This window comes from Streptomyces sp. NPDC093085 (assembly GCF_040683935.1).
GTDB lineage: Bacteria > Actinomycetota > Actinomycetes > Streptomycetales > Streptomycetaceae > Streptomyces.
On sequence record NZ_JBFBFB010000012.1, the window covers coordinates 28246 to 52637 of the forward strand.

A 24392-nucleotide genomic window follows, 5' to 3' on the forward strand; every position below is an offset into this window, starting at 1 on the left:
CTACTTCCCGTTTCGGCTGTCGTACTGCTCGTACGCGTCGACGATACGGCCGACGAGCTTGTGCCGTACGACATCCTGCGAGGTGAGGCGGGAGAAGTGCACGTCGTCCACGCCCTCCAGGATCTCCTGGACCTGGCGCAGACCGCTCTTCGTGGAGCCCGGGAGGTCGACCTGGGTGATGTCGCCCGTGATGACGATCTTCGAGTCGAAGCCGAGGCGGGTCAGGAACATCTTCATCTGCTCGGGGCTGGTGTTCTGCGCCTCGTCCAGGATGATGAACGCGTCATTGAGCGTGTTGTGCGTCAGCAGATAGTCCTCGGTCACATAAAGCGAGTCGGCCGCGGCAACCTGGATGCACACGGCTTCCTCACGGCCCGCCGGTTCGATGCTGTCGATGTGGCGCATGGGACGTCCACCGCCACCGGCGGCCAGGTAGGTGTCCCTCTTGCGCGCCAGCCGGAAGGGCTCGATGCCCTCGGGGAGCCGGATGTCGATGACGTGCGCGTCATGGCGGTGAATCACTTCCCGGCCACGGGCCTTCCCCGGCACACGCCCCGCTGCCACCCGGCGACGGCTGTAGGCCACACCACCCAGCGACCGCACGAGAGCGATGACATCGTCACGAAGGAGAATCGATGTCGTGCTGTACTGAATCCGGCACGTCCGGCCGGTCTGGGCCACCGGTCCCCCGTCGGCGTCCAGCAGCCCTTGCAGCAGCGCCAGACGGACCTCGGCGCTGTTGTGCAGGTACTCGTCCGGAACGAACTTCGATTGGGACCCGGTTCCGAACAGCTCCAGCGCCCGGAGAGTCCTGGTGACGGGGTTTTCCACAGTGATGACGTCACCCGGCGACTTCACTCGGTTCAGGACGTAATCCACACCCCCTTTCCACCGCACGCTGACGCCCGGAAGCGCACTCTCCAGAGCGGAAGCGAGTTCCGGATCGTTCGTGGCGAAGGAAGGTGTGGTGCGGCCGGTCAGGCAGCCGTCTCCCAGCAGCAGACCAAGTGCGTAGGCGTCCATCGGAATCTCGCGCTCCGGGAAGCACACCGGTGCGGTCAGCATCGGCAGTTCGTACCGGCGAGCGTGTGCGGCCCGGAGATTGCCGATCATCTCTTTGGTCTCAAGAACGCGCCACGGCTTGCCACGACGACGGTCGGATGCCGTCCGGACCGTCCACAGATGTTCGTCACAGCAGAGCGTCGAGGAACCGTCCTGGGCGCTGACGCGGTAGATGTCCTTCTCGCCTTGCGGATACACGCCGAGAACCGGGGTCGGCTCTCCGTTGGATCCGATGACCAGATCGCCTACCCGAAGGTCGCCCATGGGGCGCCAGCCATCCGGGGTCAGCACCTTCGTGAAGACCGGCTGAGCACGCCCGCGCATGTACGCCAGCGGCGCGACCTCGATCGTGCCCGCCGCCATCAGACGCGGGATCGAGTCGGGGTCGAGCATGTCGTGCAGCGCGTCGTAGAGCGGGCGCAGATACGGGTCGATCTTCTCGTAGAGCGTGCCGGGCAGGAAGCCGAGCCGCTCGCCCGCCTCGACGGCGGGCCGGGTCAGGATGATCCGGGTGACCTGCTTGGCCTGGAGCGCCTGTACGGCCTTGGCCATGGCCAGATACGTCTTGCCCGTACCGGCGGGCCCGATGCCGAAGACGATCGTGTGCCGGTCGATCGCGTCGACGTACCGCTTCTGGTTGAGCGTCTTGGGCCGGATCGTGCGGCCCCGGTTGGAGAGAATGTTCTGGGTGAGCACATCGGCGGGCGTCTCGGGTCCGTCCGCGCCGCCGTTCTCGCTCGCCCTGAGCATGGCGATCGAACGTTCCACTGCGTCCTCCGTCATCGGCTGACCGGTGCGGAGCACCAGCATCATCTCGTCGAACAGGCGCTGGATGAGCGCGACGTCCGCCGCGCTGCCGCTCGCGCTGATCTCGTTTCCCCGGACATGGATGTCGGCGGCCGGGAACGCCTTCTCGATCACTCGCAGGAGGGAGTCCCCTGAGCCCAGGACCGTGACCATGGGGTGCTGGGCGGGGACGGTCCACCGGGCACGTGCCGGTGGAGGCGTGGCGGCCGCGTCGGACGCCGGGGTCTGGACCGTGGTGGGTGTCTGAGTCATGGGCCGGCCGGGTGGCCTGCGCATACCTCCCGTTGCAGGGTTCTCGCCGCTCGACAACCTCTGGAGTACCAGCGTACGACCCCGCACTGACAAGGCCCTAGGGCTTTTCCCCCGCACCTCCGCCACCGTGGGTGGGGGCTTCCCCCGCCACGGGCGGCGGGCTCTCCCGCCTGTGGCGGGTGCCTCCCGCGCCACGGGCGGGAGGGGGTGCGGCGGGGGCAGGCGGCGGGGGCGGCGGACCCGGGGCGCCACGGACCGCCACTCCCCCGCCACGCCCCGCTCAGGCCGAGCGGCCGAAGCCGATCGTCGGTACGGCCCTCCGCAGCGGCCACGGCCTCGGCGGCGCGGGCAGCAGCTCGGCGAGGAACGCGTACCGCCGCAGCGCCGCCGGGTCCTGCTCCGGGGAGCCCTGGACATAGCTCCACCAGGCCGCGACCTCCGCCCACCCGGGCGCGGAGAGCGAGCCGCCGAACTCCTGGACCGAGAGCGCCGCGGTGAGCCCGGCGAAGGCGAGCCGGTCGGCGAGCGGCCAGCCGGCCAGGGTGCCGGTGACGAACCCGGCGACGAAGACATCGCCCGCGCCCGTCGGGTCGAGGGCGGCCACCTCGATCGCCGGGACCTCCGCGGTCTCGCCGGTCGCCCCGTCCACGGCGTACGCGCCCTCCGCGCCCAGGGTGACGACGGCCAGCGGCACCCGGTCGGCGAGCTTCCGTGCGGCGGCCCTGGGGCACTCCGTACGGGTGTACCGCATGGCCTCCTCGGCGTTGGGCAGGAACGCCTCGCAGTGCGCCAGGTCGGCCAGGCCCGCCAGGTCCCAGCGGCCGGTGTCGTCCCAGCCGACGTCGGCGAAGATCCGGGTGCCGTGGCGCGCGCTGTGGGCGATCCACTCGTCGCACCGGCCCGGCGCGAGCGCGGCGACGGCGGCCCGCGCGCGGGGCGGGCACTCGGGGAGCGCGGCCTCCGGGGGCGGTGCCTCGTGGCCGTGCGAGACCATGGTGCGCTCGCCCTCGTACGCCATGGAGACGGTCACCGGGGAGTGCCAGCCGGGCACGGTGCGCGACCGGGAGAGGTCGATGCCCTCGCCCTGCTCCAGCGCGTCCCAGCAGTACTCCCCGTAGTGGTCGTCCCCGAAGGCGGCGCAGAGCGAGGTACGCAGCCCGAGGCGGGCGAGCGCGGAGGCCATGTTGGCGATGCCGCCGGGGCTGGACCCCATGCCCCTGGCCCAGGACTCGGTGCCCCGTACGGGGGCGCTGTCCAGGCCGGTGAAGATGATGTCGAGGAAGACCGTGCCGGTCAGGTATACGTCGCACTCGGGGTCGTCCGGGGCGCGCAGCGGGCCGAGCGGGTCGACATCGGCGGTGTGGTCCAGTGCGGAGTGCCCCCGGGCGGTGTGCGCGGTGTGCCCCAGGGCTGGCTGCTCCGGGCCGGAGCCGGCCGGGGCGTCGGGGGCCGGGGCGTCGGGGGCCGGGGCCGACCGCTCCGGGGCCGTGCGTTCCCGAGCCGTACGTTCCGCTCCCCTACCGTCCCCACCCGTACGGGATCCCCCCGTACGGGATCCGGATCCCCCCGTAAGGGATCCCCCCGTACCGCCGCCGCCCGTATGGTCCGGGGCGGCGTGGGCCGGGTCCGTGTTCTCTGTGTGGTCCAGCGGGTCTCCATGGGGTGTGATCACGGCGGGCTCCCGATCGCGTGCGGATCCGGACAGTCTGCCCGATCCCCGGGCCCCTCCTGACCGGCCGGCGGGAGGCCGCCCCCGGAGGCCGCCGTCAGCGCTTCGGCAGCGGTACCCGTACGAGGTCGGCGGCGACCGTCAGTTCGCCCGCGAACCCCGCCGCGCGCGCCTGCCGCTCGAACTCCCCGGGGTCGCCGTAACGCTGCGAGAAGTGCGTCAGCACGAGATGGCGTACGCCGGACTCCGCCGCCACCCGCCCCGCCTGACCCGCGGTGAGATGACCGTACGTATCGGCGAGGAGTTCGTCCTCGTCCAGGAACGTCGACTCGATGGCCAGCAGATCGCACCCCTCGGCGAGCGCGAACACCCCGTCGCAGAGCCGGGTGTCCATGACGAACGCGAAGCGCTGCCCCCGCCGCACCTCGCTGACCTCGTCGAGCGTGACGCCCCTGAGCACCCCCGCGCGCTGGAGCCGCCCGATGTCGGGCCCGGCGATCCCGTGGGCGGCGAGCCGCACGGGGTCCATCCGGCGCCCGTCGGGCTCGGTGAGGCGGTAGCCGTACGCCTCGACGGGGTGCGAGAGCTTCCGCGCCTCCAGGGTGTACGCGGGGGTGTCGGCCAGCACCCCCGCCGCCGCGACGGGCGCCTCGGTGAGCGGGACCGTCTCGCGGTAGGCCGTGGCGTACCGGAGCCGGTCGAAGAAGCGCTGTCCGCTCGCCGGGTAGTGCGCGGTGATCTCGTGCGGCACCTGGTCCAGGTTGATGCGCTGGATGACCCCGGCCAGGCCGAGCGAGTGGTCGCCGTGGAAGTGCGTGACGCAGATCCGGTTGATGTCGTGCGCGGCGACGCCGGCGCGCACCATCTGGCGCTGGGTGCCCTCGCCCGGGTCGAAGAGCAGGCCCTCGCCGTCCCAGCGGAGCAGATAGCCGTTGTGGTTGCGGTGGCGGGTGGGCACCTGGCTCGCGGTGCCCAGCACGACCAGTTCCCGTACGGACACGGCGGTTATCCCGGGGGCCATTCGAGGCCGCGTCCGCCCAGGACATGGGCGTGCGCGTGGAAGACGGTCTGGCCTGCGCCGGCGCCCGTGTTGAACACGATGCGGTAGCCGGTGGCGTCCACCTGGTCACCGGCGGCCACGGCGGCGGCCTCGCGCAGTATGTCGGCGGCGACGGCCGGCTCGGCGGCGGCGAGGGAGGCGGCGTCCGGGTAGTGGGCGCGCGGGATGACCAGGACGTGCGTCGGGGCTTTGGGGTTGATGTCCCGGAAGGCGACGGTGGTCTCGCTCTCGCGCACGACGGTCGCCGGTACCTCCCCCGAGACGATCTTGCAGAACAGGCAATCCGCCTGTGGTTCTCCGGCCATGGCCCCGGCCTCCTGGGTGATGGTGCGGGCTGGTGATGGTGCGGGTGTGCGCTGGTGCGGTGGCTGGCGGCTGCCGCCGAGTGATCAGCCGCGGCCGCACCGCATGCTATCCGTACGGCCGGGAGCGGCGCCCAGGACCGGCGGTCAGGAGCGGCGTCGTACGGCCAGGACCGGCGGCCGTACGCACGGTGCGGGACCGGCGGCCGTACGGTCAGGACCAGCGTCCCGTGCGCCCCAGGAGCAGTGCCGCGGCCGCCGTACCCGCCGTGGAGGTGCGGAGCACGGTGGGGCCCAGCCGGTACGGGCGCCCGCCCGCCTCGGCGAACACCGCCAACTCCTCGGGCGACACGCCGCCTTCCGGCCCGACGACCAGCACGATCGAACCGGCGGCGGGGAGTTCGGCGGTGGCCAGCGCCTCGCTGTCGGCCTCCCGGTCCTCGTGCAGGACGGCCGCGAGGTCGGCGGTGGCGAGCAGGGCGGCGACCTGCTTCGTGGTCATGGCGTCCGCGACCTCGGGGAACCGCACCCGGCGCGACTGCTTGCCCGCCTCCCGCGCGGTGGCCCGCCACTTGGCGAGCGCCTTCGCGCCCCGGTCGCCGCGCCACTGGGTGACGCAGCGTGCGGCGGCCCAGGGGACGATGGCGTCGACGCCGGTCTCCGTCATGGTCTCGACGGCGAGTTCGCCCCGGTCGCCCTTGGGGAGGGCCTGGACGACGGTGATGTGCGGGGACTCCGGCGGCTCCTCGGCGATCGCGTCGAGCTGGACGACCAGCCGGTCCTTGCCCTCGGCCGCCAGCACCACGCAGTCGGCCCACCGGCCGGCGCCGTCGGTCAGGACGACGTCCTCGCCGGGCCGCATGCGCTTCACCGATACGGCGTGCCGCCCCTCGGGCCCGTCCAGGACGAACCGGTGGCCGTCCCGGGGGCCGAAGTCGTCCACGACGAAGACGGGAGCCGTCACGGGGCGCTGCCGAGGCCGGGGAGGAACGAGGCGCGGGTGGCGGCGAGTTCGCCCGCCAGGATCTCGACGAGCTTCCCGGCGGGCAGTTCGCGCGCCATCCGGTGGCCCTGGCCCGCCCAGAGCGCCATGCCCTGCGCGTCGCCCGCCTTGGCCGCGGCCTTGCGGAGCCCGGAGGTGAGGTGGTGGACCTCGGGGTACGCGGGCGGGGCGTACGGGCCGTGCTCGCGCATGAAGCGGTTGACGAGGCCGCGCGCGGGGCGTCCCGAGAAGGCGCGGGTCAGTTCGGTGCGGACGAAGAGCGGGTTGGTCATGGCCTGCTTGTGCAGGGCGTTGGCGCCGGACTCGGGGCAGACCAGGAACGCGGTGCCGAGCTGGGCGGCGTCGGCGCCCGCCGCGAGGACGGCGGCGATCTGGCCGCCGCGCATGAGGCCGCCCGTGGCGATGACGGGGAGCTGGACGGCGTCCTTGACCTGCGCGATCAGCGAGAGCAGCCCGATACCGGCGCCGTCCGTGGCCGGGTCGTCACGGTGGGTGCCCTGGTGGCCGCCGGCCTCGATGCCCTGGACGCAGACGGCGTCGGCGCCGGACCACTGGGCGGTCTGGGCCTCCTCGGGCGTGGTGACGGTGACCACGGTGTACGTACCGGCTTTGGCGAAGGCGTCGAGGGTGGCCCGGTTCGGGCAGCCGAAGGTGAACGAGACGACCGGCACGGGGTCGTCGAGCAGGATCGCGGTCTTGGCCTCGAACGCGTCGTCCCACCCGGTCGTGGGGTCACCGAGCGGGGTCTGGTACCAGGCGGCCTCACCGGCGAGCTGCTCGCTGTAGACCTCGACGGCCGCGTGGTCGGCGTAGCGCGGCTGCGGCATGAAGAGGTTGACGCCGAAGGGGCGGCCGGTGAGGCCCCGGAGCTGCTTGATCTCCTCGTACATGCCGTCGACCGTCTTGTAACCGGCGGCGAGGAATCCCAGTCCCCCGGCCTCGGAGACGGCCGAGGCGAGCTTCGGGCAGGAGGCGCCGCCCGCCATGGGGGCCTGCACGATCGGATACCGGCAGAGATCGGTCAGTGCGGTGGACATGCACGCATGGTGCCATGCCCACGACGGCACCTCCGAATCGGCCTCTTCCGGCCACGGGCCCGGGGCCCCTTACGGGCAACTCCCGGGCCCTCGGCCGGTGTACGGAGGGACACGGTCCCCAGCGGCCGGGGCCGCCGGGCCTACCGCCCGTTGAACGCGTCCTTCAACCGCGAGAACAGCCCCTGCTGCCCTGGCTGGAACTGGCCCGTGGGCCGTTCCTCGCCACGGAGCTGGGCCAGTTCGCGGAGGAGGCGTTCCTGTTCCGGGTCGAGCTTGGTCGGGGTGATCACCTCGACGTGGACGATCAGGTCGCCCCGGCCGCCGCCGCGCAGGTGGGTGATGCCCCGGCCGTGCAGCGGGATCGACTGGCCGGACTGGGTGCCGGGCCGTACGTCGATCTCCTCCATGCCGTCCAGCGTGTCCAGCGGGCACTTCGTGCCGAGCGCCGCCGCCGTCATCGGGATGGTCACCGTGCAGTGCAGGTCGTCGCCGCGCCGCTGGAACGTCGTGTGCGGGACCTCGTGGATCTCCACGTACAGGTCCCCGGCGGGGCCGCCGCCCGGGCCGACCTCGCCCTCGCCCGCGAGCTGGATCCGGGTGCCGTTGTCGACGCCCGCGGGGATCTTGACGGTGAGCGTACGGCGCGAGCGGATCCGTCCGTCGCCGGCGCACTCGGGGCACGGGGTCGGGACGACCGTCCCGAAGCCCTGGCACTGCGGGCACGGCCGCGAGGTCATGACCTGGCCCAGGAAGGAGCGGGTGACCTGGGAGACCTCGCCCCGGCCGCGGCACATGTCGCAGGTCTGGGCGGCGGTGCCGGGGGCCGCGCCCTCGCCGGAGCAGGTGGTGCAGACGACCGCGGTGTCGACCTGGATGTCCTTGGTCGTGCCGAAGGCCGCCTCGTTGAGGTCGATCTCCAGCCGGATCATCGCGTCCTGGCCGCGCCGGGTCCGCGAGCGCGGGCCGCGCTGGGACGCGGTCCCGAAGAACGCGTCCATGATGTCCGAGAAGTTGCCGAAGCCGCCGGCGCCGAAGCCGCCCGCGCCGCCACCGCCGCCCGCCGAGAGCGGGTCGCCGCCGAGGTCGTAGACCTGCTTCTTCTGCGGGTCCGACAGCACCTCGTAGGCGGCGTTGATCTCCTTGAACCGCTCCTGCGTCTTGGGATCGGGGTTGACATCCGGGTGCAGCTCGCGCGCGAGCCTGCGGAATGCCTTCTTGATCTCGTCCTGAGATGCGTCGCGGCGTACGCCGAGTACGGCGTAGTAGTCCGTGGCCACTTACGACTCCGCCAGGATCTGTCCGACGTAACGTGCCACTGCGCGTACCGCTCCCATCGTTCCGGGGTAGTCCATGCGGGTCGGTCCGACCACGCCGAGTTTGGCGACTGCCTCGTCGCCCGAACCGTAGCCGACCGCGACGACGGACGTGGAGTTGAGGCCCTCGTGGGCGTTCTCGTGCCCGATACGTACGGTCATGCCGGGGTCCGCGGCCTCGCCGAGCAGCTTGAGGAGCACCACATGCTCCTCCAGCGCCTCCAGCACCGGCCGGATGGTCAGGGGGAAATCGTGTCCGAAGCGGGTGATGTTGGCGGTTCCGCCGATCATCAGCCGCTCCTCGGTCTCCTCGACCAGGGTTTCCAGCAGGGTCGCGAGGACCGCCGAGACGGTGCCCCGGTCCTCCTGCTCGAAGGAGTCGGGCAGGTCCTGCACGAGCCTCGGGACATCCGTGAAGCGGCGTCCGACGATCCGGCTGTTGAGCCGGGCCCGCAGATCCGCGAGGGAGGTCTCGCCGAACGGTGCCGCGCAGTCGACCATGCGCTGCTCGACCCGTCCGGTGTCCGTGATCAGGACGAGCATCAGCCGGGCGGGCGCGAGGGCCAGCAGCTCCACATGCCGCACCGTCGAGCGGGTCAGCGAGGGGTACTGGACGACGGCCACCTGCCGGGTGAGCTGCGCGAGCAGCCGTACCGTACGGGCCACGACGTCGTCGAGGTCGACGGCGCCGTCGAGCAGGTTCTGGATGGCGCGGCGCTCCGGCAGGGAGAGGGGCTTGACCCCGGCCAGCCGGTCGACGAAGAGCCGGTAGCCCTTGTCGGTCGGGATGCGCCCGGCGCTGGTGTGCGGCTGGGCGATGAAGCCCTCGTCCTCCAGCACCGCCATGTCGTTGCGCACGGTCGCCGGTGAGACACCGAGCTTGTGCCGCTCGGTGAGGGCCTTGGAGCCGACGGGCTCCTCCGTGCCGACGTAGTCCTGGACGATCGCCCGCAGCACCTCGAGCCTGCGTTCGCTGAGCATGGCGCACACCTCCCGATGTCGTCCGTCTCGTCCGTCGTCCCGTGCCCGCCGGGGCGTTCGCACTGCCCGCCCCGCCGGTCGTCCGGCCGGCCGCCTTGGCACTCGCTTCCGGCGAGTGCCAGCGCCCACCGGTTCAGTGTACGGCCGTGAGGTGCGCCCCGAGCAAGGTCGGCCGACCACGGTACCCGGCGGATCCGGCGCCGATTGTCAGTGGTCTCCCGTAGCGTCCCGGTATGGACGTCCGTTGGGAAGAGCACGGGTGGGAGCGGCTGGCTCCCGGAGTGGGCCGCAGAAGGCTGCCGGGGTGGGACGCGACGGTCGGTCTGGTGTGCGGGGAGGGGGGTGCGCTGCTGTACGACACGGGGTCTTCCCCGGCGGAGGGGGTCGAACTCGCGGTGCCGGTACGGGCGCTGCTGGGCGGGCGGCGGGTGACCCATGTCGCACTGAGCCATCCGCACTTCGATCATGTGCTCGGGACGGTGGCGTTCCCGGGGGCGGCGGTGTACGGGGCGGCGGGGATGGCGGAGCTGCTGGCGGGGGCGGGCGCGGAGGAGCTCTGTGCGGAGGCGGTACGGGAGGGCGTGCCGGAGGCGGCGGCGCGGGCGGCGGTGGCCCGCCTGGTGCTCCCCGGGCACGAGGTCGGGGCCGGGGACGGGGAGGAGGTGACGGTGGACCTGGGCGGCGGGCAGCGGGTGGTGCTGGTGAACGCGGGCCCCGGGCACACGGCGCACGACCTGGCGGCGCTGGTCCCGGGCGCGGGGCCGGTGGCCTCGGGCGCGCGGCCGGGGCTCCCGGGGGCGTCGCCGGTGGTCTTCTGCGGCGACCTGGTGGAGGAGTCGGGCGCCCCGCAGGCGGGCCGGGACGCGGTCCCGGAGGCGTGGCCGGCCGCCCTGGACCGGCTGCTGGCGCTGGGCGGCGAGGGGGCGGTGTACGTGCCGGGGCACGGGGCGGTGGTCGACGCGGCGTTCGTACGGGCGCAACGCGCGGCGCTGGCCGAACAGTTCGGCGGGTCGGGGGCGCCGTCGTAGCCCCGGCCGCTTACGCCCGCATATCGTCGGGCCCATGCGCAGCTACAGCCCCGATCTGACGCCCCCGTGGAAGAAGTCCACCCCCGCGCCGGAGGTCCCCGCCGAGCCGGATCTGGTGGTCGAGGAGGTGACCACGGGGTTCTGCGGCGCGGTGATCCGGTGCGAGAAGAGCGCGGAGGGGCCGACGGTCACCCTGGAGGACCGTTTCGGCAAGCACCGCGTCTTCCCGATGGTGGCGCGCGGCTTCCTGCTGGAGGGCCGCCCGGTGACCCTGGTCCGCCCGCGCCCGGCGCGCGGGGGCGCTTCCGGGGGCGGTCCGGCCCGTACCGCCTCCGGCTCGGTCGCGGTCCCCGGCGCCCGCGCCCGGGTGGCGAGGGCGGGCCGGATCTATGTGGAGGGCCGGCACGACGCGGAGCTGGTCGAGAAGGTCTGGGGCGACGACCTGCGCATCGAGGGCGTGGTCGTGGAGTACCTGGGCGGCATCGACGATCTTCCGTCCGTGGTCGCCGAGTTCGCCCCGGCCCCCGACGCCCGCCTGGGCGTCCTGGTCGACCATCTCGTCCCCGGCTCGAAGGAGTCCCGTATCGCCGCGTCGGTCACCGGCCCCGATGTCCTGGTCGTGGGCCACCCGTACATCGACGTCTGGGAGGCCGTGAAACCGTCCTCGCTCGCCATCGACGCCTGGCCGAAGGTCCCGAGGGGCGAGGACTGGAAGACGGGCGTCTGCCGCGCCCTGCACTGGCCGGAGAACACCGGCGCGGCCTGGCAGCACATCCTCTCCCGGGTCCACACCTACCGGGACCTGGAGCCCGCGCTGCTGGGCCGGGTGGAGGAGCTGATCGACTTCGTCACGGTCGGCGGTGCGTCCTGATCGGCGGAAGCGTCCCGAACCTGGTGGTGTCCAAGTTGATCCCGAGCATGTCGAGGGGCAGTGGTTCTCCGAACTTGGAGGTCCGCTCCACCTGGTAGTCCGCCTCCTCCCCGCTGCCCCTGGGCTGGGTGAGCAGGACACAGTGCGCCGCCATCGGATCGATGATCAGGTAAACGGGAATACGGCCTGCCGCGTAGATCGAACGCTTGACGCCGTAGTCGCGGTCGATGCTGCTCTTGGAGACCACCTCAAGCACCAGAGTGACGGCCGGAGCAGGGACAAGATGACCGGGGCCGTCAAAGGCGCCGTGCTCCACCACGACGAGGTCCGGCTGCGGCTGGGTCGACTCGCCGGGGATCGAGAGGTCCTGAGTCTGGACCGGGTACCAGTTGTCGAGCGGAATCTGTCGCTCTACGAACAGAACGATCAAGTTATGGACCCAGTCGGGCCCGGCCATCATCACGATTTCGCCCCTGAGGAGTTCCGCCTTGACCGCCTTGGAAACCTCAAGCCGCGCGAAGTCGGTTTCGAGGCTCTGGCGCCGTTCGGCGGCGGTGTCGGTGATCGGTCGCTCATCCACAGCGGTCATCTCCGTGAACCTCCACATTCCGCCGCTTCTGTTAGCGGCAGGGTAGGAAACCAGCGTAAGCAGCCGCCCCCCGATCCGCCGGGATTCACCCCAGGGAGTGATCAGTCCACCAGGTCCCTGACGACGGCGTCGGCCAGGAGGCGGCCCTTCAGGGTGAGGACGGCGCGGCCCGCCGCGTACGGCCCGGGGGCGAGGAGGCCGTCGGCACGGGCGCGGGCGGCGGCGGTCAGGCCGGCCGGGCGGAGGAGGGACAGGGGGCAGCCGTCGGCGAGGCGGAGCTCCAGCAGGATGCGCTCCACCCTGCGGTCCTCCTCGGTGAGGAGTTCGCGGCCCGCGCCCGGGGAGCGGCCCTCCGCGAGCGCCTGGGCGTACGCGCCGGGGTGTTTCACGTTCCACCACCGCACGCCCCCGACATGGCTGTGCGCGCCGGGGCCCGCGCCCCACCAGTCCGCGCCGCGCCAGTACAACTCGTTGTGCAGACAACGGGCTGCCTCGGTGGTGGCCCAGTTGGAGACCTCGTACCAGGTGAAGCCCGCCTCGGCGAGGAGCTGGTCCGCGATGAGGTAGCGGTCCGCGTGCTCGTCGTCGTCGGTCATGGGGACCTCGCCGCGCCGGATCCGGCGGGCGAGCCCGGTGCCCTCCTCGACGATCAGCGCGTACGCCGAGATGTGGTCGGGGCCGGCGCCCACCGCCGCCGCGAGCGTCTCGCGCCAGTCGCGGTCGCTCTCCCCCGGCGTGCCGTAGATCAGGTCGAGGTTGACGTGGTCGAACCCGGCGGCGCGGGCCTCCGCGACACACGCCTCGGGGCGCCCCGGGGTGTGCGTACGGTCCAGGACCTTCAGGACGTGCGGCTTGGCGCTCTGCATTCCGAAGGAGATCCGGTTGAAGCCGCCTTGGCGGAGGGCGGCGAGGTACGCCGGGTCCACGGACTCCGGGTTCGCCTCCGTGGTGATCTCCGCGTCGTCCGCGAGGCCGAACTCGTCGCGGACGGCCCCCAGCATCCGTACGAGGTCGTCGGCGGCGAGCAGGGTCGGGGTGCCGCCGCCGACGAAGACCGTACGGACCTGCCTCGGGTCGTCCCCGAGGACCTTCCTGGCCAGCCTGATCTCGTCGGCGAGGGTGTCGGCGTAGTTGTCGCGGGAGGCCAGCACCCCGCCGGAGCCGCGCAGCTCGGTCGCGGTGTAGGTGTTGAAGTCGCAGTAGCCGCAGCGGGTCGCGCAGTACGGAACGTGCAGATAGAAGCCGAGCGGCCGGTCCGCCGCCCCCGCCAGGGCGGTCCGGGGCAGCGCTCCGGTCTCGGGCATGGGGTCACCGTCGGGCAGTGCGGAAGGCATGCCCCCAGTGTCCCGTATGCGTGGGGCGAGGCGGACCGGCGGATGCGACGGGCGGGGTACGCCGGCGGGCGGAGCGGGGTGGGGTGGGGTCTTACGGAGCGGTCGTACGGGGGCGGTCGTACAGGCACGCGTAAGGGGCGGTCGTACGGGCCCACCGCGCTCCGGCCCTGGCCCCGCCTCCCTGGCCCCGCCTCCCTCCCCCGGGCCGCGCTCCGCCCCGTACGCCCCGTACGCCCGTCCCCGCTCACTCCGCCTGGAGCACCAGCAGCGCCAGGTCGTCCCGTGGGGGCGTGTCGGCGAAGGCGTGGACCGCGTGGCGTATTCGTTCCGCCACTCCGTGCGCCGGCAGCCCCACGCACCCCTCCAGCACCCGCGCGAGCCCGTCGCCGTCGTCCAGCATGCGGCGGCCCGAGCGGCGCTCCGTGACCCCGTCGGTGACGCAGAGCAGCGTGTCCCCGGGCTCCAGGGTGAAGGTGGTGCTCTCGTACGCGACGGACTCCATCACCCCGAGCAGCACCTGTGGCTCGGCGGCGGTCCGCACGGTGCCGTCCGGGCGGAGCAGCAGCGGCAGCGGGTGCCCGGCGCTGGCGAGGGTGCACCGTACCCCCTGGCCTTCCGGCAGCGGCACCAGCTCGCCGTAGAGCAGCGACAGGAAGCGCGCCTGGCGGGCCTCCGGCGGCCCGGCGGGGCCGGCGAGCGCGTCGGGCGGCGCCTCGGGCCCGCCCGCCGCCACGACGGCCATCAGGGACGCCGCCTCGGACGCCTCGGTCGCGTCGTCCAGCAGCAGCCGGTTGAGCCGGTCGAGGACCGCGCCGACCCCGTGCTCGCGGGCGAGCAGCCGCAGCCAGGGGCGGGCGAGGCCGGTGACGACGGCGGCCTCGGGGCCGCTGCCCTGGACGTCGCCGAGCATGAAGCACCAGCGGTCGCCGGGCGGGCAGGGGAAGACGTCGTAGAAGTCGCCGCCGGCCAGTCCCTCGCCGCTCGGCTCGTAGACGAGGGAGCTGGCGATGCCCGGTATCCGCGCCACCTGGGTGGGGAGCAGCCCGCGCTGGAGGACCCGGCTGATGGTGACCTGGCGGGTGTAGCGGCGCGCCGCGTCCACGGCGAGGGCGACCCGCCGGGCGAAGTCCTCGACCAGGGAGACCACCTCGCCCGGGACCGCGTCCTCCCCGACGCGGCCGAGCAGGAGCGTCCCGAGGGCGCGCCCGTTCGCGACGAGCCGGCACGCGAGCGCCGCCCCCTCCGCCCCCTCCGCCACGACGGGGCGGCCACCCCCGACGGGGCCACGGTCGGGACCGTCCATCGGGACCGGGTCACCCACCCCGGCCGGGCCGCCGCCCTCGACGGGGGTTCCACCCCCGATGGGTCCCTCCGAGCCCGGCCACGCCACCCGTAACGGCGTGCCCCGTACCTCCGTCGGGAGCGTCGGGGGCTCCTTCTCCAGCACCGTGCGCAGCGGCTCGATCCGGGACTCGTCGGCGTGCCAGACGCGGGCGAGCCGTGAGGGGCCCGCCGGGCCCGCGCCGTCGGGTTGGACGTACAGCCAGACCGCGCACCAGTCGGCCAGCCGTGGCACCAGGAGCTGCCCGGCCAGGGCCGCCACCAGGTCCTCGTCGAGCTGCCCAGCGAGGAGTTCGGAGGACTCCGCGAGGAAGGAGAGCGCGCCCTGCCCGTCCCACGCGGGGTCGTCGCGGACCGTACGCCGGACCGCAGGAAGCGGGTGCGGGGACGGCGGCTCGGCGCCGTACGGGCCGCCGTACGGGTCGCCGTACGGGTCGCCGTACGGGTCGCCGTACGGGTCGCTGCCCCGGGGAGTCCCCGCGCCGTCCCCGGGCTCGGCGGCTCGCCCGTGGTCCGGCTCGGCGGGGTCCCGTAAGCCGGGTTCCGGTTCCGCGCTCTCCGGCTCCGCCGCGCCGCGCTCCGGCTCCCTGCCGTCCAGCGGGAGCCGGGCCCAGACGGTCTTGCGGCCGGCGCGGTAGGTGATGCCCCAGCGTTCGGCGAGCGCGGAGACGAGCTGGAGCCCGCGCCCGTACTCGGGGACCCCGGCCGGCGGCGGCCCGTACGGCTCCCCCTGGACGGCCCGCGCGGGGTGGCGGTCGGAGACTTCGAGGACCAGCGCGGGCGTCTCGCCGGACACCTCCTCGCCCGGGTCCTCGGACCCGGACTCCCCTGGCATGTCACCGGCGATCTCGTCGATGCCCTCGTCGACGATCTCGTGGGTGGGGTCGTCCGAGGGGAGTTCGAGCCGGAAGAACAGGTCGACGGTGGTACCGGCGTGGACGACCGCGTTGGTGACGAGTTCGTCGACGATGAGGACGGTGTCGTCCGCGAGGAGATCGGTGCTGTGCCGGCCGGGCGGACAGCGGTCCCCCGGGTCGTCCCCCCGGGCGTCCCCCCGGCCCTGGCAGAACGTACAGGTGGTGAGCAGGCCGAGAGCGGCCCACTCCGCGAGCACCCCGCGCGTGTAACGGCGGGCGGCGGACGGGGCGAGCGAGTCGCCGGGAAGGCTGGTACGGGAGATGGACCGCGTGTCCCTCCGTAACGGCACCTTGGGTGCCGGACGGTGACGGGATGCACGCGGGATCGGAATGGGCCCCACTGCGGCTCCTGATCCGGGTTCTGGCGTTGTGCCGCTTACGATCCCGACAGAGTGACAGACGGCGGCCAATCCTACGCACCGAGTCAGGGAAGTCAGCGGAGTTCGCCCCCGGGTCTTGACAGCGGGATGTGCCCGTGCGGAGGGCCTGTACGGGAGGGGTGGCGCGGTGGGTGGCGCGGACGGCGGAGCAAAGAAGCGGAACCGCCTGCGAAACCCCTCGGGACCGAGCATTCTTGCCTGGCTGGCCGAAAGACGTAGGCCGAACGCGGAGCAAGAAGGATGATCGGCACATGAACGGCAGTGTGGTCAGCACGGAGCGCGCGGGGATCCTGCTCGTGGACGACATGGAGGACAACCTCATCGCGCTCGAAGCGGTCCTGGCCTCGCTGGACGAACCGCTGGTACGGGCGCGTTCGGGCGAGGAGGCGCTGGCCGCGCTGGCGGACCGGCCGTTCGCGCTGGTGCTGCTGGACGTGCGGATGCCGGGCATGGACGGTTTCGAGACCGCGTACCGGATCAAGCGGATCGACCGGGCCAAGGACATTCCGATCATCTTTCTGAACGGCCCCGGTTCGGACAGCGGTTATGCCTACCGGGGGTACGCGACCGGCGCGGCGGACTTCCTGACCAAGCCCTTCGACCCGTGGATGCTGCGGGCCAAGGTCAGCGTCTTCCTGGATCTGCACCGCAAGAACCGCCAGTTGGAGCGGGCGCTGGCGCGGGAGCAGGAGCAGTTGGAGGAGGTCGCGGGACGGCTGACGAAGATCGAGGACGCGCTGCGCGGCGACGCGCCGGAGCATCTGACGGATCTGACGGATGTACGGGGTCACTTGGCCCGTATCGAGGAGTCCCTGGGCGAACTGCGCCGCCGCTCGGCCACCTAGACCGCCGGCCGCCTGCCCCTGCCCCCCGGCCCCCCGGGGGCGACAGCGCCCGGCCGACAGGGTCTGGGGACAGGGCCCGGCCCGGCCCCGGAGGGCCCCAGGGCGGCGAGGACGGCACTCCCGGCGCCCCGTACGAGGCCGCCGGCGGGGCGGGCGAGACCGATGGGGCAGCGAACTCTGCCCCTGCGGCCCCGCCCGATCGGGCAGTTGTCGCGCCCGTACCTCCCTGCGACCGACCGGTAACCGGGCAGCGGCCCCCGGCCCACGCGGCCGGATCGCACGGCGGGGGCGCGCGACCGTGGGTGCGCGAGCGGGGTGGCACGGCCGCCGCACGACGGGATCACGCGACCGGGATGCACGACCAGGCCGCACCGCAAGGCGCCCGCCCCCACGCCGTACGCGTGAACGCCGCCCCACGCCGTACGCGTTGCGCCGCCCCCACGCCGTACCGCGAGACTCCGCCCCGCCCCGTACCGCGAGGGCTCCGCCCCCCGCCCCGTGCCGTCAGGCCTCGCGCGTGCCCTCGTACATCTCCTCGATCAGGTCCCGGTACGCCCGCTCCACGACCGGCCGCTTGAGCTTGAGGCTGGGCGTCAGCTCGCCGTGCTCGATGTCGAGGTCGCGCGGGAGCAGCCGGAACTTCTTGATGGTCTGCCAGCGCTGGAGCCCCTCGTTGAGCCGCCGTACATACCCCTCGACGAGCCGCACGGTCTGCGGCGAGGCGACGACATCGGCGTACGCCTTGCCCGCCATGCCGTTCTCCGCGGCCCAGTCGAGCAGGGTCGGCTCGTCCAGCGAGATCAGCGCCGTGCAGAAGTTCCGGTCGGCGCCGTGCACGAGGATGTGCGAGACGAACGGGCAGACCGCCTTGAACTTCCCCTCCACCTCGGCCGGGGCGATGTACTTCCCGCCCGAGGTCTTGATCAGGTCCTTCTTGCGGTCGGTGATCCGCAGATAGCCGTCCGGGGAGAGCTCGCCGATGTCCCCGGTGTGCAGCCAGCCGTCCGGCTCCAGCACCTCGGCGGTCAGCTCGGGCAGCCCGTGATATCCGGCCATCACCCCGGGGCTCCGCAGCAGGATCTCGCCGTCGTCGGCGATCCGTACCTCCGTGCCGGGCAGCGGCTTGCCGACCGTGCCGGTACGGTACGCCTCGCCCGGGTTGACGAAGCTGGCCGCGCTGCTCTCGGTCAGCCCGTACCCCTCCAGGATGTGGACCCCCGCGCCGGAGAAGAAGTAGCCGATCTCGGGCGCGAGCGCGGCGGAGCCGGAGATGGCGGCGCGGAGCCGGCCGCCGAACGCCTCGCGGAGCTTGCCGTAGACGAGCGCGTCGGCGACCTTGTGGCGGGCGCCGAGGGCGAGCGGAACGGAGCGGGTGCCGGTACGGCGGAAGGTGTCCTGCGCGGTCCTGGCGTGCTCGCGGGCGACACCGGCCGCCCACTGGAAGATCTTGTACTTGGCGGGTCCGCCGGCCCGCGCCCTGGCCGCGACACCGTTGTAGACCTTCTCGAAGACGCGGGGCACGGCCGCCATATAGGTCGGCTGGACCACCGGCAGATTCTCGATGATCTTGTCGACGCGGCCGTCCACCGCGGTGACATGGCCGACCTGGATCTGCCCGGAGGTCAGCGTCTTGCCGAAGACGTGCGCGAGCGGCAGCCAGAGGTACTGGACGTCCTCCGCGCCGATCAGGCCGGTGGCGGCCTGCGCGCGGGCCATGTACGACCAGGCGTCGTGCAGGAGCCGCACCCCCTTGGGGCGGCCGGTGGTGCCCGAGGTGTAGATGAGCGTCGCGAGCTGGTCCGCGGTGATCGCCGAGATGCGCTCCCGGACCGCGTCGGGCCGCTCCGCCAGCAGCGCGGCGCCGCGCTTCTCCAGCTCGGCGAGGGAGAGCACCCAGCCGTCCGGGTCGCCATCGGCGGGCACGGCGTCGGCCGCCTCGATCACGACGACATGGGCGAGGCCGGGGAGTTCGGCGCGGCGCTCGCGGGCCTTGGCGAGCTGGGCGGCGTCCTCGGCGACCAGGATCCGGCTCTCCGAGTCGGAGAGGATGTACGCGGACTCCTCGGCGTTGGTCGAGGGGTAGACGGTGGTGGTCGCGGCGCCCGCGCACATCACCCCGAGGTCGGTGAGGATCCACTCGACACGGGTGGCACAGGCCAGCGCGACCCGCTCCTCGGCCCGTACCCCGAGCGCGATCAGCCCGGCCGCCACCGTGTACACCCGCTCCGCCGCCTCGGCCCAACTCAGCGAGCGCCACTCGTCGGGGCCTGGGCGGGCGGCCGGCACGGGGTAGCGGTAGGCCTCCGCGTCCGGCGTGGCCGCCACGCGCTCCAGGAAGAGGGCCGCCACGGAGGGCGGCCGGTTCTCGATCACGTACTGGGTGTCGCTCACGGCATCCTCCGGGCCCGCGGCTGCGCTGCCGACGTGCCTGCTGAATTGAGACTGGCGAGTAACTGACCGACGAGTAACCAGGGAATTCTGGGGCTCAGGGTAAAGGGCGCCCGCCCCGTTTGTAAGGGGATGTCGGCAGGCAGTTGACCTCGGACACGGCTACGGGCCCCCAGCGCGCGGCATGGGGGCCCGTGAGCGAGGAACCCGTACGGGAGGGCCGTACCCGTACGGGAGGGCCGTAAGGGAGGCCGTACGGAAGGGCCGTAAGGGAGGGCCGTAAGGGAGGCGGCAGCAGAGAAGTTACTTCTGGCCGTAAGAGAGGAGGCGGCAGAGGGGTTACTTCTTCTTGCCTCCGGAGTCGTCGCTGGAGAGCACGGCGATGAACGCCTCCTGGGGGACCTCCACGCTGCCGACCATCTTCATGCGCTTCTTGCCCTCCTTCTGCTTCTCCAGCAGCTTCCGCTTCCGGGAGATGTCACCGCCGTAGCACTTGGCGAGGACGTCCTTGCGGATGGCCCGGATGGTCTCGCGGGCGATCACCCGGGAGCCGATGGCCGCCTGGATCGGCACCTCGAACGCCTGGCGCGGGATCAGCTCGCGGAGCTTGGCGACCAGCCGCACCCCGTACGCGTACGCCTGGTCCCGGTGGGTGATCGCCGAGAAGGCGTCCACCTTGTCGCCGTGGAGGAGGATGTCGACCTTGACCAGGTTGGCGGTCTGCTCGCCGGTGGGCTCGTAGTCGAGCGAGGCGTAGCCGCGGGTCTTCGACTTGAGCTGGTCGAAGAAGTCGAAGACGATCTCGGCGAGCGGCAGCGTGTAGCGGATCTCGACGCGGTCCTCGGAGAGGTAGTCCATGCCGAGCAGCGTGCCGCGCCGGCTCTGGCACAGCTCCATGATCGAGCCGATGAACTCGCTCGGGGCGAGGATCGTGGCCCGTACGACCGGCTCGTGCACCGCGTCGATCTTGCCCTCGGGGAACTCGCTCGGGTTGGTGACCGTGTGCTCGCCGCCGTCCTCCATCACGACGCGGTAGACCACGTTGGGGGCGGTGGCGATCAGGTCGAGACCGAACTCGCGCTCCAGCCGCTCCCGGATCACATCGAGGTGGAGCAGGCCGAGGAAGCCGACCCGGAAGCCGAAGCCGAGGGCGGCGGAGGTCTCCGGCTCGTAGACCAGGGCGGCGTCGTTGAGCTGGAGCTTGTCGAGCGCGTCGCGCAGCTCGGGGTAGTCGGAGCCGTCCAGCGGGTAGAGGCCGGAGAAGACCATCGGCTTGGGGTCCTTGTAGCCGCCGAGCGGCTCGGTCGCCCCCTGGCTGAGGGTGGTGATGGTGTCACCGACCTTGGACTGCCGTACGTCCTTCACACCGGTGATGATGTAGCCCACCTCGCCGACGCCGATCCCGTCGGCCGGGGTCATCTCGGGCGAGGAGACCCCGATCTCCAGCAGCTCGTGGGTGGCGCCGGTGGACATCATCCGGATCCGCTCGCGCTTGCTGAGCTGGCCGTCGACGACTCGTACGTACGTGACGACGCCCCGGTACGAGTCGTACACCGAGTCGAAGATCATCGCGCGGGCCGGGGCGTCCGCGACGCCGACCGGCGGCGGGACCTCCTTGACGACCTTGTCGAGCAGCGCGTCGACGCCGACCCCGGTCTTCGCCGAGACACGGAGGACGTCCTCGGGCTGACAGCCGATGAGGTTGGCCAGCTCCTCGGAGAACTTCTCCGGCTGGGCGGCCGGCAGGTCGATCTTGTTGAGCACCGGGACGATGGTGAGGTCGTTCTCCATCGCCAGATAGAGGTTGGCGAGCGTCTGCGCCTCGATGCCCTGGGCGGCGTCCACCAGGAGGATGGTGCCCTCGCAGGCCGCGAGGGAGCGGGAGACCTCGTACGTGAAGTCCACGTGCCCCGGCGTGTCGATCATGTTGAGGACATGCGTGGTGCCCTGGCCCTCCCCCGTGGTGGGCGCCCAGGGCAGCCGGACCGCCTGGGACTTGATCGTGATGCCGCGCTCGCGCTCGATGTCCATCCGGTCGAGGTACTGGGCGCGCATCTGCCGCTGGTCGACCACACCGGTGAGCTGGAGCATCCGGTCGGCCAGGGTCGACTTGCCGTGGTCGATGTGGGCGATGATGCAGAAGTTGCGGAGCAGCGCCGGGTCCGTACGGCTCGGCTCGGGCACATGGAGAGGGGTCGCGGGCACGCAGGGTCCTGATTCTTGAGACGCGCGGCGTCTCGTCTCGGGTGGACTCGGATCGATACGTAGGCTCCATGGTCCCACGGGTACGGGACTGCGCCCGGTTTGGGCCGGTCGGGGGGTCGCTGCTAGCCTGACTCGCTGGGTTCGGCTCCGTACCGCTCCGACCAGGCGCGGACGGAACGGCCAGGCCCACACCTTCACCAAAGAGATTCACCGAAGCGATTCACCAAAGCTGAGAAGGCTCATAACGTGGCGAACATCAAGTCCCAGATCAAGCGGAACAAGACCAACGAGAAGGCGCGCCTGCGCAACAAGGCCGTCAAGTCGTCGCTCAAGACCGCGATCCGCAAGGCCCGCGAGGCTGCCGCCGCCGGTGACGTCGAGAAGGCCACCGCGGCTTCTCGCGAGGCGTCCCGTCAGCTCGACAAGGCCGTCTCGAAGGGTGTCATCCACAAGAACGCCGCCGCCAACAAGAAGTCGGCGCTGGCCGCCAAGGTCGCCACCCTCCAGGGCTGAGCCCCGGTTCCTACTTGTCGTACTTGATCGACGCCGGAAGGGACCCAGCGGGCCCTCTCTACCGCTCCTGACCGGCGAACCCCGAACTCGCACGCGACTGCGTTCGCCACGCGGGTGCGAGTTCAGCAGCTTCATGAGCTTCACAGCTTGAGCCGAAGGCCCCGGCCCCCCGCCCGCCCAGGACGGAGGGACCGGGGCCTTCGGCGTGCCGACAGAACGGGAGATGCCGGGGACTTCCGCGTACGGGCAGAACGGGAGGACCGGGGCCTTCGGCATACGGGCAGAACGGGAGGGCCAGGGCCTTCGGCGTACGGGCCCGGGGCCTTCGGCGTACGGGCCGAGAGGAGGCGGCCTGTGGCCGGGCAGCAGGAAACTCGGCGGTTCGTCGCCCCGGCCGCAGGACGGGCTCACGGCCGACATCCCGGGCTCCGGCGGCCCGGGGCCTCGGCGGCCCGGGGCCGGACGGGCCATGACCGGCCTGGTATCGGGTCCCGGCATGCTCTCGACGTCGCCCAGGGGGCCGGGCGCGCCCGGCTGCGCCGGCCGGGCGGCTGACAGCCGGGTGGTCGGGCCGGACGGCCCGGGGGCCGGCAGCTCCCGAGCCCCCGGTTTACGGTCGGCAGCCCGGCGGCTGCTGTCGGACCGCGCCAGAGATTTCAGTGCATGAGGCTCTGACCTGGGCATTGAAATCTTTCATGCGGTGATCTACGCCACACCTACCGCGCGATAGATTTCAGTACCCGCCGCCCAGAGCCGTCAGGGGCCCGAGGGGTTGTTCACTCAGCGTGACTGCGGACAGCAAGTGAGGGGCGCATCCAGAAGGCTCAGGTCTCCACGCATCCCACGCCTCGCCTCCAGAGGCACGTCAGGGGCGAGACCGTCCATCACCACGCGCCTGACAGCCTCGCAACCTTGCCGTCTCCAGACCACAGTCACCGGGAGGAGCAGCCGCGTCGGCGCATTTCGTACGCAACTCGCTATGAAACCCGGCAGGATGTTGAGCGGATTACCGCAGCCAACACCAAAAACAAGGAGATCTTGTGGAACTTGATGAGGTACGTCGGGGTTTGCTTCTCTCGCGCGACAGCATCAGAACCCCAATCGACTACTTCACTTTCCAAAAAAAGCTAGCACAAGAGATTCGCAACATTGAGAAACGAAAGGACAAGGACGCCAAGACCCACAAGCATCTACTGCGCCTCATTGGCGACTCGCTGGCCTGGGAACTTCTAGACAGTCACGTAATTCGAGAGTTGGCGCGGGACCGGCTGCGCCCTGCAAACCTGAGCAGCCAAGGAGAGGATTTTGACTTCGTCCTCAGCGTGGCCGAGGGGATAGCCAAACTTGGCGGCATTCCCATTGTGGCCGACGTTACACACCTGGTCGCCATAGGAGACATAGTCACCGTAACCCCCAACGGAATTCACATCGCAGAATGTAAGAATAGACCCACACCGAAGCGTCCACCCACGGGAAGGATCGCCCGACAAGAGCAGCGGGGGGCCAGGGCATCCGATTACTTGACTCATGGCTTTTTCTCGGAATCGAATGAAAAGCAGGCGATTGCGGTCGAAGTCGCCGCCGCGCAACCCGCGCATGACACCCTACGGCAGTGCATCGAGGATGCATCAGCTAGTGACTCGGGGGCCGCTGTCGCACGACTGGGTGACAGAGACCTGCTGCTCGCAGCGTGGGCCAGAGGGAACGACCCCGGAGCGGCCCTGGAAGGCTTGACGGAATCGCTCGATGGTCGAGATTGGGAAATCCCTGCAATGGGGGGGTTTATGGATGCAGTAATGAACCCCTCCCCTTTTGCAGCGAACCCTTACGCACTCCCCATCCCCGTAGACCAAAGGTTGGCACTGGCCGAAGGTGAGCTAGTCCTCATTCGGTTTACCGATCTGACTGGGCTTCAATTCACAACAAATACGTCCACTGGCGAAGAACTGCGAATGGACGTCCGCAAGGCGGGTGGCAACCCCCAGTTGATTATGAATCTTGCGGGCGCAGAGCGTGAAGTTTCAAGACGCTTCATCGACAGCATCCTGTGGGGCTTCCTGCCGATTTCCGGAGTCAGAGAAAATCTGATCCAATTCGCGGAAATCGTGAACGAATCCCTGAAAAATCCAAGTGTCGACTCAACTCCTGCCCCATCCCCTTCGATTGACACATATTCAAGCTTCGTCTACCGAGGCTCGGAGAACGCCTCGAATGCAGTTGTAGCCAGCAGTCTGGCTCAGCTCGCCAGGCAGGGAGTCCGCATTCCTTGGGAAGATCTTGCGGAACACGGTGACGATGACTCCCATTCAGTCATCCCCATGATAATTTTCAACGATGGCGGAAGGTTGACGGCAAGGATCGCCACCGAACATGAGGTCGAGCATTTCGATTTCCCGGACATCTAGCGAAGGCCATCGGCACATGAGAGTTACTGGATTTTGATTGTGATGCTGGTTAGCCGTCCGTGATCAGGCCGGCGTCGGCCCGGACACCCG

The 24392-nt window shown here is 71.3% G+C and carries 18 protein-coding genes; 5 read left to right on the forward strand and 13 right to left on the reverse strand.

Features of this window, described 5'->3' with window-relative positions; genetic code table 11:
- The 8 genes from AB0O07_RS27200 to hrcA form a co-directional block, all read right to left on the reverse strand.
- Complete coding sequence (locus AB0O07_RS27200; RefSeq protein ID WP_365637923.1) at nt 1–2121, reverse strand: PhoH family protein; 2121 nt, start codon at nt 2119–2121, stop codon at nt 1–3.
- Between the two features lie 280 nt (nt 2122–2401).
- Entirely contained in the window at nt 2402–3490 is a 1089-nt protein-coding gene (locus AB0O07_RS27205) for a PfkB family carbohydrate kinase (RefSeq protein WP_365638243.1), read from the reverse strand.
- A gap of 397 nt (nt 3491–3887) precedes the next feature.
- Nucleotides 3888–4790, reverse strand: coding sequence for a ribonuclease Z (locus AB0O07_RS27210; RefSeq protein ID WP_365637925.1), 903 nt, complete (start codon nt 4788–4790; stop codon nt 3888–3890).
- A gap of 5 nt (nt 4791–4795) precedes the next feature.
- Nucleotides 4796–5155 (reverse strand): histidine triad nucleotide-binding protein, encoded by a 360-nt coding sequence (locus AB0O07_RS27215; RefSeq protein ID WP_365637928.1) that lies wholly within the window; start codon nt 5153–5155, stop codon nt 4796–4798.
- A gap of 211 nt (nt 5156–5366) precedes the next feature.
- Nucleotides 5367–6116, reverse strand: coding sequence for a 16S rRNA (uracil(1498)-N(3))-methyltransferase (locus tag AB0O07_RS27220; protein ID WP_365637929.1), 750 nt, complete (start codon nt 6114–6116; stop codon nt 5367–5369).
- A complete protein-coding gene (locus tag AB0O07_RS27225) occupies nt 6113–7192 on the reverse strand; it encodes a nitronate monooxygenase (protein ID WP_365637931.1) in 1080 nt (359 codons plus the stop codon). Before AB0O07_RS27225 ends, AB0O07_RS27220 begins: the two co-directional genes overlap by 4 nt.
- Before the next feature lie 140 nt (nt 7193–7332).
- On the reverse strand, nt 7333–8469 hold the full coding sequence (gene dnaJ, locus AB0O07_RS27230) for a molecular chaperone DnaJ (RefSeq protein ID WP_365637934.1): 1137 nt from the start codon (nt 8467–8469) through the stop codon (nt 7333–7335).
- A complete protein-coding gene (gene hrcA / locus AB0O07_RS27235; RefSeq protein ID WP_365637935.1) occupies nt 8470–9486 on the reverse strand; it encodes a heat-inducible transcriptional repressor HrcA in 1017 nt (338 codons plus the stop codon).
- A gap of 233 nt (nt 9487–9719) precedes the next feature.
- On the opposite strand from hrcA, the gene AB0O07_RS27240 reads away from it, so the two are divergent.
- Both AB0O07_RS27240 and AB0O07_RS27245 read left to right on the forward strand, forming a co-directional pair.
- Nucleotides 9720–10514, forward strand: a complete 795-nt coding sequence (locus AB0O07_RS27240; RefSeq protein ID WP_365637937.1) for an MBL fold metallo-hydrolase — start codon at nt 9720–9722, stop codon at nt 10512–10514.
- 34 nt (nt 10515–10548) lie between these two features.
- Nucleotides 10549–11385 (forward strand): DUF3097 domain-containing protein, encoded by an 837-nt coding sequence (locus AB0O07_RS27245; RefSeq protein WP_365637939.1) that lies wholly within the window; start codon nt 10549–10551, stop codon nt 11383–11385.
- Here AB0O07_RS27245 and AB0O07_RS27250 read toward each other — a convergent pair.
- The 3 genes from AB0O07_RS27250 to AB0O07_RS27260 all read right to left on the reverse strand — a co-directional run bounded on the left by AB0O07_RS27250 (nt 11363) and on the right by AB0O07_RS27260 (nt 15484).
- Nucleotides 11363–11974, reverse strand: a complete 612-nt coding sequence (locus AB0O07_RS27250) for a Uma2 family endonuclease (protein WP_365637942.1) — start codon at nt 11972–11974, stop codon at nt 11363–11365. The two genes, AB0O07_RS27245 and AB0O07_RS27250, sit on opposite strands and share 23 nt — an antisense overlap.
- Nucleotides 11975–12075: 101 nt before the next feature.
- The gene (gene hemW, locus AB0O07_RS27255) at nt 12076–13308 is read right to left on the reverse strand and encodes a radical SAM family heme chaperone HemW (protein ID WP_365637945.1); all 1233 of its coding nucleotides are present in this window, start codon (nt 13306–13308) and stop codon (nt 12076–12078) included.
- A 244-nt stretch (nt 13309–13552) separates the two neighbouring features.
- Nucleotides 13553–15484 carry an ATP-binding SpoIIE family protein phosphatase gene (locus AB0O07_RS27260; protein ID WP_365638244.1) on the reverse strand — a complete coding sequence of 644 codons (1932 nt, stop codon included), beginning with the start codon at nt 15482–15484 and terminating at the stop codon, nt 13553–13555.
- Nucleotides 15485–16197: 713 nt separating this feature from the next.
- Between AB0O07_RS27260 and AB0O07_RS27265 the strand changes: the two genes are divergently transcribed.
- Nucleotides 16198–16791 carry a response regulator gene (locus AB0O07_RS27265; protein WP_365637947.1) on the forward strand — a complete coding sequence of 198 codons (594 nt, stop codon included), beginning with the start codon at nt 16198–16200 and terminating at the stop codon, nt 16789–16791.
- A gap of 504 nt (nt 16792–17295) precedes the next feature.
- On the opposite strand, the gene AB0O07_RS27270 is transcribed toward AB0O07_RS27265, so the two are convergent.
- Together AB0O07_RS27270 and lepA are read right to left on the reverse strand one after the other, a co-directional pair.
- Nucleotides 17296–19182, reverse strand: a complete 1887-nt coding sequence (locus AB0O07_RS27270) for a long-chain fatty acid--CoA ligase (RefSeq protein ID WP_365637949.1) — start codon at nt 19180–19182, stop codon at nt 17296–17298.
- A gap of 336 nt (nt 19183–19518) precedes the next feature.
- Nucleotides 19519–21384 carry a translation elongation factor 4 gene (gene lepA / locus AB0O07_RS27275; RefSeq protein ID WP_365637951.1) on the reverse strand — a complete coding sequence of 622 codons (1866 nt, stop codon included), beginning with the start codon at nt 21382–21384 and terminating at the stop codon, nt 19519–19521.
- Nucleotides 21385–21630: 246 nt separating this feature from the next.
- Here lepA and rpsT point away from each other — a divergent pair, with 246 nt between their 5' ends.
- A complete protein-coding gene (gene rpsT / locus AB0O07_RS27280) occupies nt 21631–21897 on the forward strand; it encodes a 30S ribosomal protein S20 (RefSeq protein WP_365637954.1) in 267 nt (88 codons plus the stop codon).
- 1040 nt (nt 21898–22937) lie between these two features.
- The gene (locus tag AB0O07_RS27285; RefSeq protein ID WP_365637956.1) at nt 22938–24302 is read left to right on the forward strand and encodes a hypothetical protein; all 1365 of its coding nucleotides are present in this window, start codon (nt 22938–22940) and stop codon (nt 24300–24302) included.
- Nucleotides 24303–24392 lie beyond the last annotated feature (90 nt).

Coding starts and splice junctions, on each gene's coding strand:
- AB0O07_RS27260 (WP_365638244.1), bottom strand. CDS start 15,484: ATGCCAGGGGAGTCCGGGTCCGAGGACCCGGGCGAGGAGGTGTCCGGC.
- AB0O07_RS27265 (WP_365637947.1), top strand. CDS start 16,198: ATGAACGGCAGTGTGGTCAGCACGGAGCGCGCGGGGATCCTGCTCGTG.
- AB0O07_RS27240 (WP_365637937.1), top strand. CDS start 9,720: ATGGACGTCCGTTGGGAAGAGCACGGGTGGGAGCGGCTGGCTCCCGGA.
- AB0O07_RS27200 (WP_365637923.1), bottom strand. CDS start 2,121: ATGACTCAGACACCCACCACGGTCCAGACCCCGGCGTCCGACGCGGCC.
- AB0O07_RS27215 (WP_365637928.1), bottom strand. CDS start 5,155: ATGGCCGGAGAACCACAGGCGGATTGCCTGTTCTGCAAGATCGTCTCG.
- hemW (WP_365637945.1), bottom strand. CDS start 13,308: ATGCCTTCCGCACTGCCCGACGGTGACCCCATGCCCGAGACCGGAGCG.
- AB0O07_RS27250 (WP_365637942.1), bottom strand. CDS start 11,974: ATGACCGCTGTGGATGAGCGACCGATCACCGACACCGCCGCCGAACGG.
- AB0O07_RS27245 (WP_365637939.1), top strand. CDS start 10,549: ATGCGCAGCTACAGCCCCGATCTGACGCCCCCGTGGAAGAAGTCCACC.
- hrcA (WP_365637935.1), bottom strand. CDS start 9,486: ATGCTCAGCGAACGCAGGCTCGAGGTGCTGCGGGCGATCGTCCAGGAC.
- AB0O07_RS27225 (WP_365637931.1), bottom strand. CDS start 7,192: ATGTCCACCGCACTGACCGATCTCTGCCGGTATCCGATCGTGCAGGCC.